Consider the following 15,530-nt stretch of genomic DNA (forward strand, 5'->3'; position numbering starts at 1 on the left):
GTCAGAAGATCGTCATCGAATACAGGTCGGGCCCGAATACGGGCAGGCCGAAGAAACTGGTGGCCGTGCCGGCCGTCAGCATGTCGTAGCGGTACCAGGTCTCGACGACGAACACGATCTCGCCGTTGTCCAGCTGGCCGTTCATGATCGACGTGGCCGGGCGCGACGCGCTGCTGATCGAGGTGCAGGCGCCGTTGGCCCAGGCGCCACAGCTGTAGACCTTGCTGCCCGGGCCATACTTGCTGGCCCGGTAGCCGAGGTTGCGGGCCGCGTCGTCCCAGCGGTACTGGTCCAGCACGACGCTGCGGGAAACGCCATTGCTGACCACGCCCATGACGCGCGTGATGTAGATCATTCCCTGCTGTTTGACGTTGAGCGGCGGGGCGCTGGCCATGAGGGCGTACATGACGTCCTGGCTGCTGCTGGCCAGGTCGACGTTGCCGCGCGCAACCAGGTTGGCGCCTTCGCGGCCGATATTGACCATGATGGTATTGGCCTGCAGTGCGCGTCCCGCATCGACCATGCCGAAGACAAGGATCAGCAGGATCGGTAGCAGCAGCGCAAATTCGACGGCGGCGACACCGCGCTGGCGGACATGATAAAACATGATCAATAGAACTCGTTGCGCATGACGGTGGAGACGGAGAAATGGTACTTCCCGTCAGTCACGAAGGGGGACAGCAACGGCGTCGTGATCTTCCAGTCGCAGTCGAGGGTGAGCACGATGATGCTGCCGGCGCTGCCGAACATGGCGTTGCTGTAGTTCGTCGTGGCGTACTTCGTGCCATTGACGGAAATGGTCGTGCCGAGCTTGTCGTAGAAGCCCATCGAATTGCTGCGGATCTTCTGGATGACCGCGGCATAGCGCTGCTGGTTGGCAGTGGCCGGATCGAGGTTGCTCTGTCCCGTGACGGCGTAACGCGCGCCTTCCCGTACGGCGTACTGCATCGTCAGCGTGGAGAAGAAGATGATGCTGAGTTCGAGCAGCGACAGCAGGACGAGCAGCACGACGGGCGCGACGATCGCCATTTCGACGATTGTCGCACCGGACTGACGGCGAAATTTTGTCTTGTTTATCATCTTTACCGTTTTGATGCGGCATATGGTGTAAGATTTTGCTGATTCTACAGGGCAAGAATTACGCGCCGGTCGAATCTTGAGTAAGTGCCATGGATAGTGTCTGCCCCGAACAACATGAGTTGGATTGACAGCATCGTTTTGACCGTATCTCCTGACAAGCCCGCTACTTCCCCCGACGGCCCCAGCGCCATCGCGACCCGTATTGCCCCGCCCGGCGCCGAAGTCTGGATGGTGTTCGGCATGCGCCTGCTGCTCGCCGTTTCCGCATTGCTCACGCTGTACATCGGCTCGGGCGTCGTGCTCACCGGACGCTGGTCGTGGCTGATCTTCGCCGCCTACACGCTGCACAGCCTGACGCTGCTCGTGATCGCCCATTACCGTGCCGGCTTCTGGCACGGTCCCGCCATGTACTGGGTCGACCTGGGCTGGTACGGCCTGATGGTGTGGGCCAGCGGCGGCGCTTCCAGTCCGTTCGTCGCATTCATCTTCTTCGCGATCCTGGCGGCCTCGTTCCGCCACGGTTTCGACACGGGCGCGAAACTGACGCTCGGCTCGGCCATCGTCATCACGGCCGCGGTGTTCGCCGGACGCAGCGCAGTCGTGCTGCACCTGCTGCTGCTGCGCGCCACGTTCGTGCTGGCGCTGGGCTACATGATCGCGTTCTGGGGCGGGCTGGCGGTGGAGCAGCGGCGCCGCCTTGCGCTGCTGCGCGACGTCAGCCGCCTGTCGAACCCGCGCTTCGGCGTGCAGCACACGCTCGATTCGCTGATGGAAAAGATCCTGCGCTTCTATGGCGGCACCACCTGCGTGCTGCTGACCCAGGACGGCGACGACTGGATGCTCACCACCGTGCAGCACCCCAACCAGGGCGGCGCCATCACGCGCAGCCGCGTCGCCGCGGCGGCAGTGGAGCCGCTGCTGGACCTGGAGGGCGGCGCCGCCGTGCTGTACCGCGGTCCGGCGCGCCTGTTCGGGCCGGACCGCGCGCCGGCCGTCCAGCTGGCGTCCGGCGCCACGGCGTGGCGCGCCATCGATCCGTCCGGCTGCGCCGCCATCGCCGACCTGCTCGATGCGCGGTCCTTCATCGCCGCGCCGCTGCCGCTGCGCAAGGGCAGCGGGCGCCTGTTCGTGACGGCGAGCGAGCGCCTGCGCCGCAACGACGCCTCGTTCCTGAACCATATCGTGCAGCAGGCCTTCCCCGTCATCGAGACGATCGAGCTGCTCGACCGGCTGGCGTCCGAGGCCGCGTTCCGCGAGCGCCAGACCATCGCGCGCGACCTGCACGACAGCACGATCCAGCCGTACATCGGCCTGCGCCATGCGGTGGCGGCGATCCGCAACCAGGCCGGCGCCGACAACCCCGTAACGCCGGAACTGGAACGCCTGGTCGACATGTGCTCGGACGTCGTGACCGACATGCGCCGCTTCGCCCACCAGTTCAAGAGCGGGCGCCAGCAGGAGCCGGAGCTGCAGGTCGCGCTGCGGCGCCAGATCGACAAGGTGCGCACCTTCTACGACGTCGACGTGAAGCTCGACGCGCAGGCCGCGCCGGCGATCAACGACCGCATGGCGGCCCAGGTGTTCCAGATCGTCACCGAGGGTGTCAACAACATCTGCAAGCACACGCGCGCCAAGCAGGCGACGGTGACCATGAGCGAGGACGAGGGCCAGCTGGCGATCGCCATCGCCAATCCGCCGGACGAAGGCGGCGCGCCGGCCGCGTTCGTGCCCGTCTCGATCGCCGAGCGCGTGCAGGGCCTGGGCGGGACGCTCGACGTCGAGGCCACGGCGCAGGGCACGCGGCTGCGCATCCGCGTGCCGATCTGACGGCACGCGAAAAGACAAGCCAAGACAAGAAAAGAAAAGGAAAGGGGGGAGACATGACGACGATCCGCATCCTGCTGGTGGATGACCACAAGACCATGCTGTGGGGCCTGGAACGCCTGATCCAGGCCGAAGGCGCGCCGTTCGAACTGGTGGGCAGCGCCAGCGACGGCGACCAGGCCACGCGCCTGTGCACGGAGCTGGCGCCCGACATCGTCGTGCTCGACCTCGACCTCAAGGGCAGCAGCTCGCTCGATTTCCTGCCCGCGCTGGTGGCGAAGGGCAGCACGCGCGTCGTGATCCTGTCCGCCAACCGCGACCAGGCCACGCTGGCCTCGGCCGTCAAGCTGGGCGCGCGCGGCGTGGTGAGCAAGGAGGCGCCCACCGAGGACGTGCTCGCCGCGATCCGCAAGGTCTACGCCGGCGAGCTGTGGCTGGACCAGTCGCTGATGCAGGCGCTCCTGGGCCAGATCGTGGCGCCGGCGCCGAAGGCGGACCCGGAAGCCCAGCGCATCGCCACGCTGACGGCGCGCGAGCGCGAGGTGATCTCGCTGATCGTGCAGGGCAAGGGCGCCATGAACAAGGACCTGGCCGAGCGCATCTTCATCTCCGAGCGCACCCTGCGCAACCACCTCACCACCATCTACCAGAAGCTGGGCGTGGCCAACCGCCTCGAGCTCTACGTCTACGCCACCAAGCACGGTCTCTCGTGAGCCGTCGTCCCTGCCCAGGCAGGGACCCCATATTGCGCGCCTCACCCCTGCACATGAAACTCGAACCCCTGCCTCCCCAGGGGCGACGGTGGTTTGCGTGCGACTGCCGGTGTCGGCTCGCTCCGACACGCCCCTAGTACATTTGTCCCGCCTCGCCACGGCAACACCTCCCAGTCAAAAAGTGATATTTGCCGGATGTGACGAAACCCGCAAATCCGTATAGTTCAACTCATGCGCTGCGCAACGAAACATGCGGTCCGGCGCTGACGACAGGAGCGAACGTGTACGACAAGGAAGATAACCCGGAGCTGCAGTACGAAAGGAGCGGAACGCCCGCCACCGCGTACCTGGTTCTCGGCGTGCTGGTCGCTGTTGTCGGTTTGATCGCAATACTCGCCGCATGGACGAGCAGCTAACCAAACAATCAATTTCGTTAATTATCACAAAGGAACTATCATGACCTTCATCAAGAACTTCATCCGCGAAGAAGACGGCGTCACCGCAATCGAATACGCCCTGATCGCTGCCCTGATCGCCGCCGTGATCGTCGGCGTCGTGACCACCCTGGGTGGCAACATCAAGAACGTGTTCAGCGGTATCGCTGCCAAGATCGTGATGCCGGCGTCGTAATCGCGCCCCCGCGCCGGACCGGCGCATCCCAGTCCGGAACGCCCCCTCGTTCCGGACTTTTGTTTTCTACGGAGCCATCTTGACCTCGATTCCCCTGATCCCCTTGTGTGCGCTGCTGGCCGTGGCCGTCTGGCATGATGTGGCAGCACGCCGTATCCCGAATGCCGTGGTGTTCCCCGGTATGCTGGCCGCGCTGGCGCTGCACCTGCTGCTGCCGGCCGCGCTGGGCGGGCTGGGGATCGCGTCGGCGCTGGGTGGCCTCGCCATCGGCCTGGCCATCCTGATGCCGATGTACGTGCTGCGCCTGATGGGCGCGGGCGACGTCAAGCTGCTCGCGATGGTCGGCGCCTTCGTCGGCGCCGGGCAGATCGTCGCCGTGGCGCTGGCGACGCTGATCGCCGGCGGCGTGCTGGCCCTGCTGGTCGCGGCATGGCAGGGCAGCCTGCGCCGCCTGCTCGGCAATACGCGCCAGATGATGGTGCACGGGGGGATGTCGGCGCTGGCCGGTTTCATGACGCCGGCCGTGGCGCCGGCCGCCCCGGCCAGCGGCCGCCTGCCGTACGCGGTGGCGATCGCGGCCGGCACCGGCGCCTGCCTGGCATGGTTGCAACTGGTTGGAGAATGGCCGCTGTGAGCGAGACAATGATTGCGCCGGCCGACGCGCGCGCTCCGCGCACCGTCGAGGATACCGGCCTGCCGTTCCTGTTCCTGGTCGAACTGGTCGCCAAGGTGCTGCACCAGCGCGGCCAGCTGCGCTTGCCGGAACTGGCATCGCACCTCAAGCTCGGCGTCGGCGTCATCGACCCCCTGATTACCTTCCTGCGCGCGGAAAAGCTGTGCGAGGTGGCGCGTGTCGGCAGCAGCGGCACCGACGCCGACCTGTGCTACCAGCTGACCGACGCGGGACGCACGCGCGCCGCCACCGCGCTCGCGCGCAATGCCTATGCCGGCCCCGCGCCCGTCACCCTGGCCGCCTACACGGCCCAGGTGGCGGCGCAGAGCGTGGGCAACGTGCACGTCACGCGCGCCGCCATGGCGGACGCCTTCAGCGGCATCGTCGTCAATCCGCAGGTGCTGGCCCAGCTGGGCGCCGGCATGAATTCGGGCCGCGCGCTGTTCATGTACGGCATGGCCGGCAGCGGCAAGACCTATCTGGCCGAGCGCCTGCGCGACCTGCTCACGGGCGCCATCGCCGTGCCGTACGCCCTCATGGTAGACGGCGAGGTGATCCCGTTCTTCGACGGCGTGCAGCACGTGCCGGCCGGCGTGTGCGCTCTGGCGCCGTCCGGCATCGACCGCGGCGCCACGCCCGACGGGCGCTGGGTGCGCGACGTGCGCCGCCCCGCCGCGCTGGCCGGCGGCGAACTGACGCTCGAGATGCTCGACCTGCGCTTCGACCCGCACACCCGCCTGTACCAGGCGCCGCCGCACCTGAAGTCGAACAACGGCATCTTCATCATCGATGACCTGGGGCGCCAGCGCTGCACCCCGGAAGCGCTGATGAACCGCTGGATCGTGCCGATGGACCGCAACGTCGACTACCTGACGCTGCACACGGGCCATACGTTCCAGGTGCCGTTCGACGTGATCGTCGTGTTCTCGTCGAACTTCGTGCCGCAGCGCCTGTCCGACGGCGCCTTCCTGCGCCGCCTGGGCTACAAGATCGAGGTGCCGCCGGCCTCGCGCGACGAATACGAACAGCTGTTCCGCCAGGCCTGCGCGCGCACCGGCGTGGCCTTCGACGCCGCCGCGTTCGACTACCTGCTGCGCCTGCACCACGAGCGCGACGTGCCGCTGCTGGCCTGCCATCCGCGCGACCTGCTGCGCCAGTTGAGCGACCTGGCGCGTTACGAGGACCGGGCGCCGGAGCTGTCCAGCCGCACGCTGGACTGGGCCTGGGATAACTATTTCGCCGCCGCCGCCCCGCGCGGCCGCGCCATGGAACTGGATCGCCGCGAGCGCGGCAAGTTGGAGACACAACAATGCGAAATTCGAGAGCCCTCCTGATCATCGGCGTGGCGCTGTTCCTGGCGCTGGCCGCCGTCGTGGTGGCCGCGCGCTGGATGAATGCGCAGGGCGCCGCCGGCACCTTCGTGGTGACGGCCGTGGGCGACATCCCGCAGGGCACGCGCGTGACGGCCGCCAACCTGCAGCTAACGGAGTGGCCGTCGGGCTCGCTGCCGGCCGGCGCCTTCATCGAGCTGAAGCAGCTGGAAGGCCGCGTCACCCGTGCCGACGTGGCACGCGGCGAGCCGGTGCTGGAATCGAAGCTGGCGCCCCCGGGCACGACGGGCGGCCTGTCGGCCGTCGTCTCGGCCGGCAAGCGCGCGATGACCGTGCGCGTCAACGACGTGGTCGGCGTGGCCGGTTTTGCGCTGCCGGGCAACTACGTCGACATCCTCGTCAACCTGCAGGCCGGCGGCGATGCCCTCAACGCGCAGCGCTCGATCTCGAAGATCGTGCTGGAGCGGATCCTGGTGCTGGCCGTGGCGCAGGAGTCGGCCGTCGACGACAGCAAGCCCCGCGTCGTGAACGCCGTGACGCTGGAGCTGACCCCGGACCAGGTCGAGAAGCTGGACCTGGCGCGCAGCATCGGCTCGCTGTCCCTGGTGCTGCGCAACCAGGTCGACCCGCAACCGGCCAACACGGCCGGCGCCACGCGTGAATCGGTGCTGGGCCTGCCCGAACCGAAGCCCGTCGCGGCCCCGGCGCCCGCCATGGTGGCGCCGCCGGCCGAGCCGGCCCCGCGCCCCGCCGCGCCAGCCCCCGTACGCCAGAGCGCACCGCGCACCGACGGCGTCCTCGTGATCCGCGGCCTGGACGCCGCCCAGCAAGCAACCCAATGAAAAGCACGCACGCGATGAAACTCCTGGACACCAAGACCCTGCTGGCCTGCGCGATCGCGCTGGCATGGAACGCCGGCCACGCCGCGACCGTGGCTCCCGTGCGCGCCGCCGCTACCGACTGCATCGACCTGCACGGCAGCGGCCCGCAGCGCCTGGACCTGGTGCGCGGCAAGTCCGTCATCAAGCGCTTCTGCACGCCGGCCAGCCAGGTCACCGTGGGCGCGCCGGAAGTGGCGAACGTGGTGGTGCCGAACGCGAACGAGGTCGTGATCGTCGCGCGCAGCGTGGGCACGACGAACCTGATCGTTTCCGGCCGCGACCAGCGCTCGACGGTGCTGGACCTCGTCGTCGGCCTCGACACGGCCGCGCTGCGGGCCCAGTTCGACACGCTGTTCCCGCAGGAGAAGGACATCCGCATCGGCAGCGCCGGCAATACGCTGGTCCTGTCGGGCATGGTCAGCGACTCGGCCGTCGCCAGCCAGCTGGTGGAAATCGCCACCGCGTTCCAGGAGGGCACGGCGCAGGCGGGAACGGGCGGCGGCGCCGCCGCCGGTTCGCCGTCGCCGGCCGGCGTCGGCGCGCCCGCCGCGCCCGTGGCCGCCGGCGCCGGCGCGGCCGCTGGTTCCGCGGCCAAGGTGCTGAACATGCTGTCCGTCGCCGCGCCCCAGCAGGTGCTGCTGGAAGTAAAGATCGCCGAGGTGTCCAAATCCCTCGTCGACCAGCTCGGCGCCAGCGCCACCGCGACCTACGGCAAGGCCAACGGCTGGACCTATGGCATCGCCTCGAGCCTGCTGGCGGGCACAGGCAACGGCATCGGCCTGGCCAAGGGCGCCGCGCGCAGCTTCCAGATCGACGGCCAGAAGCAGGACGGCCTGGTCAAGATCCTGGCCGAGCCGACCGTGATGGCCATCAGCGGCCAGGAAGCCAGCTTCCTCGCCGGCGGCAAGATCTTCATCCCGGTCGCGCAGAATGGCACGTCGGGCACCACCAGCATCACGCTGGAGGAGAAGGAATACGGCGTGGCCGTGAAGTTCCTGCCGACCGTGCTGGCCGGCGGCCGGATCAATCTGCGCGTGGCGCCGGAAGTGTCGGAGCTGAACCGCGACGGCATCGGCATCAACGCCACCGGCGGCTCGAACGCCACGGCGATCCTGCCGGCCTTCACCACGCGCCGCGCGGCCACCACCGTGCAGCTGCGCGATGGCGAAAGCTTCGCGATCGGGGGGCTGATCCGCAACAACGTCACCAGCGACATCAAGCGCTTCCCGTTCCTGGGCGACGTCCCGGTGCTGGGCACGCTGTTCCGCAGCAGCGAATTCCAGAACGACCGCACCGAGCTGGTGTTCCTGGTGACGCCGCACCTGGCCAAGCCGCTGGCGGCCCCGCCGCGCCTGCCCACCGACGATTACGTGCAGCCGAACCGCGTCGATTTCCTGATCGGCGGCCAGCACGAAGGCTGGCGCCCGGACGGCGCCAAGAAGGAGCAACAATGATGACCATCCGATTCCCGATCGTGCTGGCCGCGCTGGCGGCGCTGTCCGGCCTGGCCGGCTGCGCCTACGAGGGCCCGGCCGGCAACGGCAGCACTGTGCGCGCCATCATGGCGAGCCAGATCATTCCGCCGCAGCCGCATGCCGACACCGGCACCGACGGCGCCGCCGCCGCCGCGGCCTACGCCAACTACAAGCAGTCGTACGCGCAGCCGACGCCGCAGGGCGATAGCGCCCTTGTCGGCAAGCGGTAAGGAGAAGCCATGAAAATCGCCGTGTTGTCGCGCGACGACCGCCACCTGATCGAGCTGTCGCGCATGCTGCGCAACCGTCCGGGCTCGGACGAAGTCGACATGATCTCCGGCACGCCGGCGCGCCTGTCCACGCTGGACGATGCCGCCGTACCCGACGTGCTGATCGTCGACCAGCCGCGCGTGGAAGAGGGCGAGCTGGACCAGCTCGAACGCGTCGGCCACCTGTTCCCGCGCCTCGCGTTCATCGTCATCACCGCCGACCAGTCGCAGGACTTCCTGCTGCGCGCCATGCGCGCGGGCGTGCGCGAGGTGCTGCCCGTGCAGCCGTCGGAAGCGGCGCTGACGCAGGCCGTGGACCGCGTCGCCGAAAAGCTCGGCAGCGCCGGCGCCGCCCAGGGCAAGGTGCTCGCCTTCATCTCGTGCAAGGGCGGCAGCGGCTCGACCTTCCTGGCCACCAATCTCGCCTATGCGCTGTCGGCCGGCGGCACCAAGAAGGTCTGCCTGATCGACATGAACCTGCAGTTCGGCGACGCCTCGCTGTTCGTCTCGGACACCAAGCCGCTGGCCACGCTGTCCGACGTCGCCACCCAGATCCACCGCCTCGACCCGTCGTTCCTGACGTCGAGCATGGTCGCCGTGACGCCGAACTTCAGCGTGCTGGCCGCGCCGTCCGACCCGGCCCATGCCAGCGACGTCAAGCCGGAGCACGTGGACGCCATCCTGAAGCTGGCGCGCCGCCAGTACGACTTCATCGTGCTGGACGTGGGCCGCAGCCTGGACCCCGTCAGCATCCGCGCCCTCGACCACGCCGACCGCATCTATCCGGTGCTGCAGATGACGCTGCCGTACATCCGCGATGGCAAGCGCCTGCTGACCGTGTTCCGCAACCTGGACTACGGCAAGGACCGCATCGAACTGATCGTCAACCGCCACGACAAGAACAGCGACATCCGCATGAAGGACCTGGAAGAGGCGTTCGACGGCGCGAGCATGCGCACCGTGCCGAACCACTACGACGCGGCCGCCAGGTCGGTCAACCAGGGCGTGCCCGTCACGCGCCTGGTGCCCGACAGCCTGCTGTCGCTGATGCTGATGGAAATGGCGCGCGACCTGACCGGCGAGCCGGCGCCCGTGCAGCCCGGCGGCGGCCTCATGAAACGCCTGTTCGAACGTAGGAGCAAACCCCGATGAACATCCCGTCCGTCTCCCTGCGCGACCGCCTCGGCGGCGCCGGCGCGCGCCCGGCCGCGACCCGCGGCCCGATCGACAACCGCGCCTACCACCAGCTCAAGAGCCGCATCCACGAGGCGCTGCTCGACCGCGTCGACCTGGAGAGCATGCAGCGCCTGAACCAGGACCAGATCCGCCAGGAGCTGCGCCTGCTGGTCGAGCGCCTGCTCGAAGAGGAAATGGTCGTCATCAACGACGCCGAGCGCAAGACCCTCACGCGCGACATCCAGAACGAGATGCTGGGCTTCGGCCCGCTCGAGCCGCTGCTGGAAGACCCGACCGTGTCGGACATCCTGGTCAACGGCGCCAAGCAGGTGTATGTCGAACGGCGCGGCCGCCTTGAGCTGACCGACGTGACGTTCAACGACGACGCCCACCTGATGAAGATCATCGACAAGATCGTCTCGCGCGTGGGCCGCCGCATCGACGAATCGAGCCCGATGGTCGACGCGCGCCTGCCGGACGGCTCGCGCGTGAACGCGATCATCCCGCCGCTGGCCATCGACGGTCCGGTGATGTCGATCCGGCGCTTTTCCGCCGATCCGCTGCGCATCGCCGACCTGGTCTCGTACGGCAGCATGACGGCCGAGATGGCCGAGGTGCTGCAGGGCCTGGGCAAGGCCGAGGTCAACATCCTGATCTCGGGCGGCACGGGCAGCGGCAAGACCACCATGCTCAACGTGATCTCCAGCTTCATCAGCCACAACGAGCGCATCGTCACCGTGGAAGACGCGGCCGAGCTGCAGTTGCAGCAGCCGCACGTGGTGCGCCTGGAAACCCGCCCGGCCAATATCGAAGGCAAGGGCGAGGTGACGCAGCGCGCGCTGGTGCGCAACGCGCTGCGGATGCGCCCCGACCGCATCATCCTGGGTGAGGTGCGCGGCGGAGAAGCGCTGGACATGCTGGGGGCGATGAACACGGGCCACGAGGGCTCGATGGCCACCATCCACGCGAACACCCCGCGCGACGCGCTCACGCGCCTCGAAAACATGGTCAGCATGGCCGCCGGCACGCTGCCGGCCAAGGCGATCCGCCAGCAGATCAGCGCCGCCGTCGGCGTGGTGGTGCAGGTCGCGCGCCTGACGGATGGCAAGCGCAAGGTGATGTCGATCTCGGAAGTGACCGGCATGGAAGGCGACGTCATCACGATGCAGGAGATCTTCGCGTTCCGCCAGACCGGCGTGTCGCCCGACGGCGCCGTGCTGGGCCATTCGACGGCGACCGGCGTGCGTCCCCGTTTCGCCGAGCGCCTGCAGGCCTACGGCGTGAACCTGCCGGCCCACGTTTTCGAGCCGCGCTGAGGGCCGCCGCGCATGGACATCACCTTCATCCTCTTCGTCGTGCTGGTGTTCGCCGCCGTCATGCTGCTGGTCTGGGGCGTGTACGTCGGCTGGCGCGCGCACCGCGACCCGGAGGCCGAGCGCATCGCGCGGCGCCTGCGCGGCGTGATCGGCGGCGAGGTGCGCGAGGCGGACGTCACCATCGTCAAGGACCGGCGCCTGTCCGACAGCCCGGACCTGGATGCCATGCTGCGCCGCATGCCGGGCGCGCGCCGCCTGGACCGGATGCTGCTGCAGGCCGGCGCCCGCTACCTGGTCTCGGCCCTGGTGGGCATGTGCCTGGCCTGCTTCGCGGCCGGCTTCCTGCTCGCGCTGTGGCTGCGCGTGCCGGGCCTGGCGCTGCTGCCGCTGGCGCTCGCCGCCGCCTGCCTGCCGCTGCTGCGCCTGACGGGCGCGCGCGCCAAGCGCATGGAGCGCTTCGAGAAGCAGCTGCCCGACGCGCTCGACATGATGAGCCGCGCGATGCGCGCCGGCCACGCCTTTCCCACGGCGCTGAAGCTCGTCACCGACGAGATCCCCGCGCCGCTGGGCGAGGAGTTCAAGGGCGCCTTCGACGAGGTCAACTTCGGCGTGTCGATGGCCGATGCGCTGAACAACCTGGCCGTGCGCGTGCCCAGCATGGACCTGCAGTACTTCGTCGTCGCCGTGCTGATCCAGCGCGAGAGCGGCGGCAACCTGACCGAGCTGCTGGCCTCGATCAGCGCCATCATCCGCGAGCGCCAGAAGCTCGTCGGCCAGGTGCGCGTGCTGTCGGCCGAAGGGCGCATGTCGGCCTGGGTATTGTGCCTGCTGCCGTTCGGCGCCGGCATCATGATGTATTTCGCCAATCCGGAAACGATGGGCATCCTGTTCACCGACCCGGCCGGGCGCAAGCTGCTGGGCGGCGCGCTCGTGATGATGGCGTTCGGCCTGCTGGCGATCCGCAAGGTCGTCCGCATCCGCATGTAAGGAATCCTCATGCAGAAATCGCAACTCCTGTTCCTGGCCCTCGTCTTCGTGCTGATCTTCGGCGTGGCCATCGTCGCCATGCTGCTGCTGACGCGCGACCCGATGAAGGACCGCCTGGCCGCGCTGGACGAACGCGACCCGGGCAAGCGCGGCGCCGAGCCGGGAAAGAGCTGGCGCGAGCGCCTGGCGCGCCTGGCCGAGCCGCTGGCGAAACTGTCGGTGCCGTCGGAAGGGTGGGAAACCTCGCCCATGCGGCTGCGCTTCATCAACGCCGGCTGGCGTGCCGCCTCGACGCCCGGCCTGTTCCACGCCGGGAAGACGGCGCTGACGCTGGGCCTGCCGCTGCTCGCCTGGCTGCTGCTGCGCCAGGGCGGCAACCACGCGGGATCGACGACCTTCGTCGTGCTCGTGATCGCCGCCGGCGCCGGCTACTACCTGCCGGACTTCGTCCTCAAGCGCAAGGTGACCGTGCGCCAGCGCGAAATCTTCGAGAGCTTTCCCGATGCGCTCGACCTGATGACGGTGTGCGTGGAAGCGGGCCTGGGCATGGATGCGGCGCTGGCCCGGGTGGGCGCGGAGATCGGCCTGAAGAGCCCCGTGCTGGCCGAGGAGCTGCAACTGGTGACGCTGGAACTGCGCGCCGGCGTGTCGAAGGAAAAGGCCTTGCGCAACCTGGCGCTGCGCACCGGCGTCGAGGACGTCGATGCGCTGGTCAAGATGCTGATCCAGGCCGAGCGCTTCGGCACCAGCATCGGCACGGCCCTGCGCGTGCAGTCGGAGCAGCTGCGCACGCGCCGTCGCCAGCTGGTCGAGGAGAGGGCGGCGAAGATCGCCACCAAGCTGCTGTTCCCGCTGATCTTCTGCATCTTCCCGGCGCTGCTGGTCGTGCTGCTGGGGCCCGCGGTGCTGCAGATCGCGCGGTCGATGGCGCCGGTGGTGGGGGCGAATGGCGGTTGAAGCCGCGCACAAGGGACGCGCGGCTGATTAGCGTCGTCCCTGCGCAGGCGGGGACCCAAGTTCTGCATGCGTCGCCGGAATGCCGGCAACATTGGGTCCCTGCCTCCGCAGGGACGACGGCGGGGTGGTAGCGTTTGCTCAGGCCGCGCGTGCCGCCGGCGCCTCGGTGCCCATCGCGATGTGGCGGTTCACCGCCGACAGCACGGCCTTGAACGAAGCGGTGACGATATTGCTGTCGATCGCGGCGCCGAACAGCGTGGGGCCGCTGCCCAGGCGCAGCTCGACGTAGCAGGCGGCGCGCGCGTCGGCGCCCGAGCCGATCGAGTGCTCGTGGTAATCCATCAGGCGGATGTCCAGGCCGAGCGCGGCCACGAAGGCGTCGATCGGGCCGTTGCCGCTGCCGTGGCGGGTTTCCGTCACGCGCTCGCGCTGCACGGCCGTCTCGATCTGCACGCGCTCTTCGCCGCCTTCGCTGTTCTCGACCATGCGGTGCGAGACGTAGCGGTAGGCGGCGCCGTCCTGTTCGAAGTATTCGCGCGAGAACAGGGCGTGGATGTCGGACGCCGCCACTTCGCGGCCGCTGGCGTCGGCGAACTTCTGCACCACGCGCGAGAATTCGATCTGCAGGCGGCGCGGCAGTTCGAGGCCGTATTCCTGCTCCAGCAGGTAGGCCATGCCGCCCTTGCCGGACTGGCTGTTGACGCGGATGACGGCGTCGTAGCTGCGGCCGAGGTCCGCCGGGTCGATCGGCAGGTAGGGCACTTCCCAGATCGCGTCGGCCTGCTGCTTGGCGAAGCCCTTCTTGATCGCATCCTGGTGCGAGCCGGAGAAGGCGGTGAACACGAGGTCGCCCACGTACGGGTGGCGCGGGTGCACGGGGATCTGGTTGCATTCCTCGACCAGCTGGCGGACGCTGTCGATGTCCGAGAAGTCCAGGCCCGGATGCACGCCCTGGGTGTACAGGTTCAGGGCCAGCGTCACGAGGTCGACGTTGCCGGTGCGCTCGCCGTTGCCGAACAGGCAGCCCTCGACGCGGTCGGCGCCGGCCATCACCGCCAGCTCGGCGGCGGCGACGGCCGTGCCGCGGTCGTTGTGCGGGTGCACGCTGATGACGAGGCTGTCGCGGTCGTTCAGGTGGCGGCACATCCACTCGATCTGGTCGGCGTACACGTTCGGCGTGGCCGCTTCCACCGTCGAGGGCAGGTTGACGATCATCTTGTTCTGCGGGGTCGGCTGCCACACGGCGGCAACGGCGTCGACGATGCGCTTGGAGAAGGCCAGCTCCGTCGTCGAGAACGATTCCGGCGAGTATTCCAGGCCCCATTGCGTGTCCGGATGCTGCGCCACCAGTTCCTTGATCAATTGCGTGCCCTTGACGGCGATCTGGACGATCTCGTCCTCGCCCATGCCGAACACGACGCGGCGGAACACGGGCGCCACCGAGTTATAGACGTGCACGATGGCGCGCTTGGCGCCGATGCAGGATTCCACGGTGCGGCGGATCAGCTCGTCGCGCGCCTGGGTCAGCACGATGATGGTGACATCGTCCGGGATGCGCTTTTCCTCGACCAGCATGCGCACGAAGTCGAAGTCCGTCTGCGAGGCCGAGGGGAAGCCGACTTCGATTTCCTTGATGCCCACTTCGACCAGCTTCTCGAAGAAACGCAGCTTCTTTTCCGGGCTCATCGGTTCGATCAGCGCCTGGTTGCCGTCGCGCAGGTCGGTGCTCATCCAGATCGGCGGCTGGGTGATGGTACGGCTCGGCCACTGGCGGTCGGCGATGTCGACGGCGGGGAAGGGACGGTATTTGGCGGCGGGATTGGTCAACATGGTGCTGGCTCCTGGTAATCGTGTGCGTTTCGTGTGTCGTGTGCGTGTGTTCGTGTGGCGGAGGCTGCCGGACGGGCCACGGTGACGCTAGGCCCGGCAACCGATCGCTAGCCGTAGCAGCAGGCAGACACGGGCGCGTGCGCCGGACGACGGGAGCGCGCCGGCGGGGATGAAAGGGGACGAGGATTGGGTGGACACTAACATCGGTGCAACTTTCCTTGGGCTACGGATCCGGCACATCGGCCGGGCGGGAAACGCGTCTCAGGCGCGTAGTAGCAGGCCGGCCGGCGATAGCGCGCCGGCGAGCGGTAGGGAAGTAGACAGAGGCAGTTGGGAGAACATTTCTTCACTCTAAGTGAATTTTGTTTGGCGTGTCAAGCGTTTCGTG

Annotated in this window: 16 protein-coding genes; 13 read left to right on the plus strand and 3 right to left on the minus strand. The window is 68.4% G+C overall.

What is annotated here, in order from left to right; all coding sequences use genetic code 11:
- Position 1: 1 nt before the first annotated feature.
- Together ACI1V7_RS14155 and ACI1V7_RS14160 are read right to left on the minus strand one after the other, a co-directional pair.
- Positions 2 to 607 carry a TadE/TadG family type IV pilus assembly protein gene (locus tag ACI1V7_RS14155; RefSeq protein WP_404532396.1) on the minus strand — a complete coding sequence of 202 codons (606 nt, stop codon included), beginning with the start codon at positions 605 to 607 and terminating at the stop codon, positions 2 to 4.
- Between the two features lie 2 nt (positions 608 to 609).
- Complete coding sequence (locus ACI1V7_RS14160; RefSeq protein ID WP_404532397.1) at positions 610 to 1,080, minus strand: TadE/TadG family type IV pilus assembly protein; 471 nt, start codon at positions 1,078 to 1,080, stop codon at positions 610 to 612.
- Positions 1,081 to 1,194: 114 nt separating this feature from the next.
- On the opposite strand from ACI1V7_RS14160, the gene ACI1V7_RS14165 reads away from it, so the two are divergent.
- The 13 genes from ACI1V7_RS14165 to ACI1V7_RS14225 all read left to right on the plus strand — a co-directional run bounded on the left by ACI1V7_RS14165 (position 1,195) and on the right by ACI1V7_RS14225 (position 13,312).
- Positions 1,195 to 2,907, plus strand: a complete 1,713-nt coding sequence (locus ACI1V7_RS14165; protein ID WP_404532398.1) for a sensor histidine kinase — start codon at positions 1,195 to 1,197, stop codon at positions 2,905 to 2,907.
- Positions 2,908 to 2,960: 53 nt separating this feature from the next.
- Positions 2,961 to 3,617 (plus strand): response regulator, encoded by a 657-nt coding sequence (locus ACI1V7_RS14170; RefSeq protein ID WP_404532399.1) that lies wholly within the window; start codon positions 2,961 to 2,963, stop codon positions 3,615 to 3,617.
- A 281-nt stretch (positions 3,618 to 3,898) separates the two neighbouring features.
- Positions 3,899 to 4,033, plus strand: a complete 135-nt coding sequence (locus ACI1V7_RS14175) for a hypothetical protein (protein WP_404532400.1) — start codon at positions 3,899 to 3,901, stop codon at positions 4,031 to 4,033.
- Between the two features lie 40 nt (positions 4,034 to 4,073).
- The gene (locus tag ACI1V7_RS14180; protein ID WP_404532402.1) at positions 4,074 to 4,247 is read left to right on the plus strand and encodes a Flp family type IVb pilin; all 174 of its coding nucleotides are present in this window, start codon (positions 4,074 to 4,076) and stop codon (positions 4,245 to 4,247) included.
- A gap of 79 nt (positions 4,248 to 4,326) precedes the next feature.
- The gene (locus tag ACI1V7_RS14185; RefSeq protein ID WP_404532403.1) at positions 4,327 to 4,881 is read left to right on the plus strand and encodes an A24 family peptidase; all 555 of its coding nucleotides are present in this window, start codon (positions 4,327 to 4,329) and stop codon (positions 4,879 to 4,881) included.
- The gene (locus tag ACI1V7_RS14190; protein WP_404532404.1) at positions 4,869 to 6,254 is read left to right on the plus strand and encodes a DUF8689 domain-containing protein; all 1,386 of its coding nucleotides are present in this window, start codon (positions 4,869 to 4,871) and stop codon (positions 6,252 to 6,254) included. Before ACI1V7_RS14185 ends, ACI1V7_RS14190 begins: the two co-directional genes overlap by 13 nt.
- Entirely contained in the window at positions 6,230 to 7,093 is an 864-nt protein-coding gene (gene cpaB / locus ACI1V7_RS14195; protein WP_404532405.1) for a Flp pilus assembly protein CpaB, read from the plus strand. The genes ACI1V7_RS14190 and cpaB overlap by 25 nt, the downstream gene beginning before the upstream one ends.
- On the plus strand, positions 7,090 to 8,586 hold the full coding sequence (locus ACI1V7_RS14200; RefSeq protein WP_404532406.1) for a type II and III secretion system protein family protein: 1,497 nt from the start codon (positions 7,090 to 7,092) through the stop codon (positions 8,584 to 8,586). Before cpaB ends, ACI1V7_RS14200 begins: the two co-directional genes overlap by 4 nt.
- On the plus strand, positions 8,583 to 8,837 hold the full coding sequence (locus ACI1V7_RS14205; RefSeq protein ID WP_404532407.1) for a hypothetical protein: 255 nt from the start codon (positions 8,583 to 8,585) through the stop codon (positions 8,835 to 8,837). Before ACI1V7_RS14200 ends, ACI1V7_RS14205 begins: the two co-directional genes overlap by 4 nt.
- A gap of 9 nt (positions 8,838 to 8,846) precedes the next feature.
- Positions 8,847 to 10,028: a CpaE/TadZ family protein gene (locus ACI1V7_RS14210; protein ID WP_404532408.1), complete on the plus strand. Its 1,182-nt coding sequence runs from the start codon at positions 8,847 to 8,849 to the stop codon at positions 10,026 to 10,028.
- The gene (locus ACI1V7_RS14215) at positions 10,025 to 11,368 is read left to right on the plus strand and encodes a TadA family conjugal transfer-associated ATPase (protein ID WP_404532409.1); all 1,344 of its coding nucleotides are present in this window, start codon (positions 10,025 to 10,027) and stop codon (positions 11,366 to 11,368) included. The genes ACI1V7_RS14210 and ACI1V7_RS14215 overlap by 4 nt, the downstream gene beginning before the upstream one ends.
- Before the next feature lie 12 nt (positions 11,369 to 11,380).
- Positions 11,381 to 12,355, plus strand: coding sequence for a type II secretion system F family protein (locus tag ACI1V7_RS14220; protein ID WP_404532411.1), 975 nt, complete (start codon positions 11,381 to 11,383; stop codon positions 12,353 to 12,355).
- A 9-nt stretch (positions 12,356 to 12,364) separates the two neighbouring features.
- A complete protein-coding gene (locus ACI1V7_RS14225; protein WP_404532412.1) occupies positions 12,365 to 13,312 on the plus strand; it encodes a type II secretion system F family protein in 948 nt (315 codons plus the stop codon).
- Between the two features lie 138 nt (positions 13,313 to 13,450).
- Here ACI1V7_RS14225 and leuA read toward each other — a convergent pair whose 3' ends face one another.
- Positions 13,451 to 15,142: a 2-isopropylmalate synthase gene (gene leuA, locus ACI1V7_RS14230; RefSeq protein ID WP_404532413.1), complete on the minus strand. Its 1,692-nt coding sequence runs from the start codon at positions 15,140 to 15,142 to the stop codon at positions 13,451 to 13,453.
- Positions 15,143 to 15,530 lie beyond the last annotated feature (388 nt).

The organism is Massilia paldalensis, assembly GCF_044901715.1.
Lineage (GTDB): Bacteria > Pseudomonadota > Gammaproteobacteria > Burkholderiales > Burkholderiaceae_D > Telluria > Telluria paldalensis.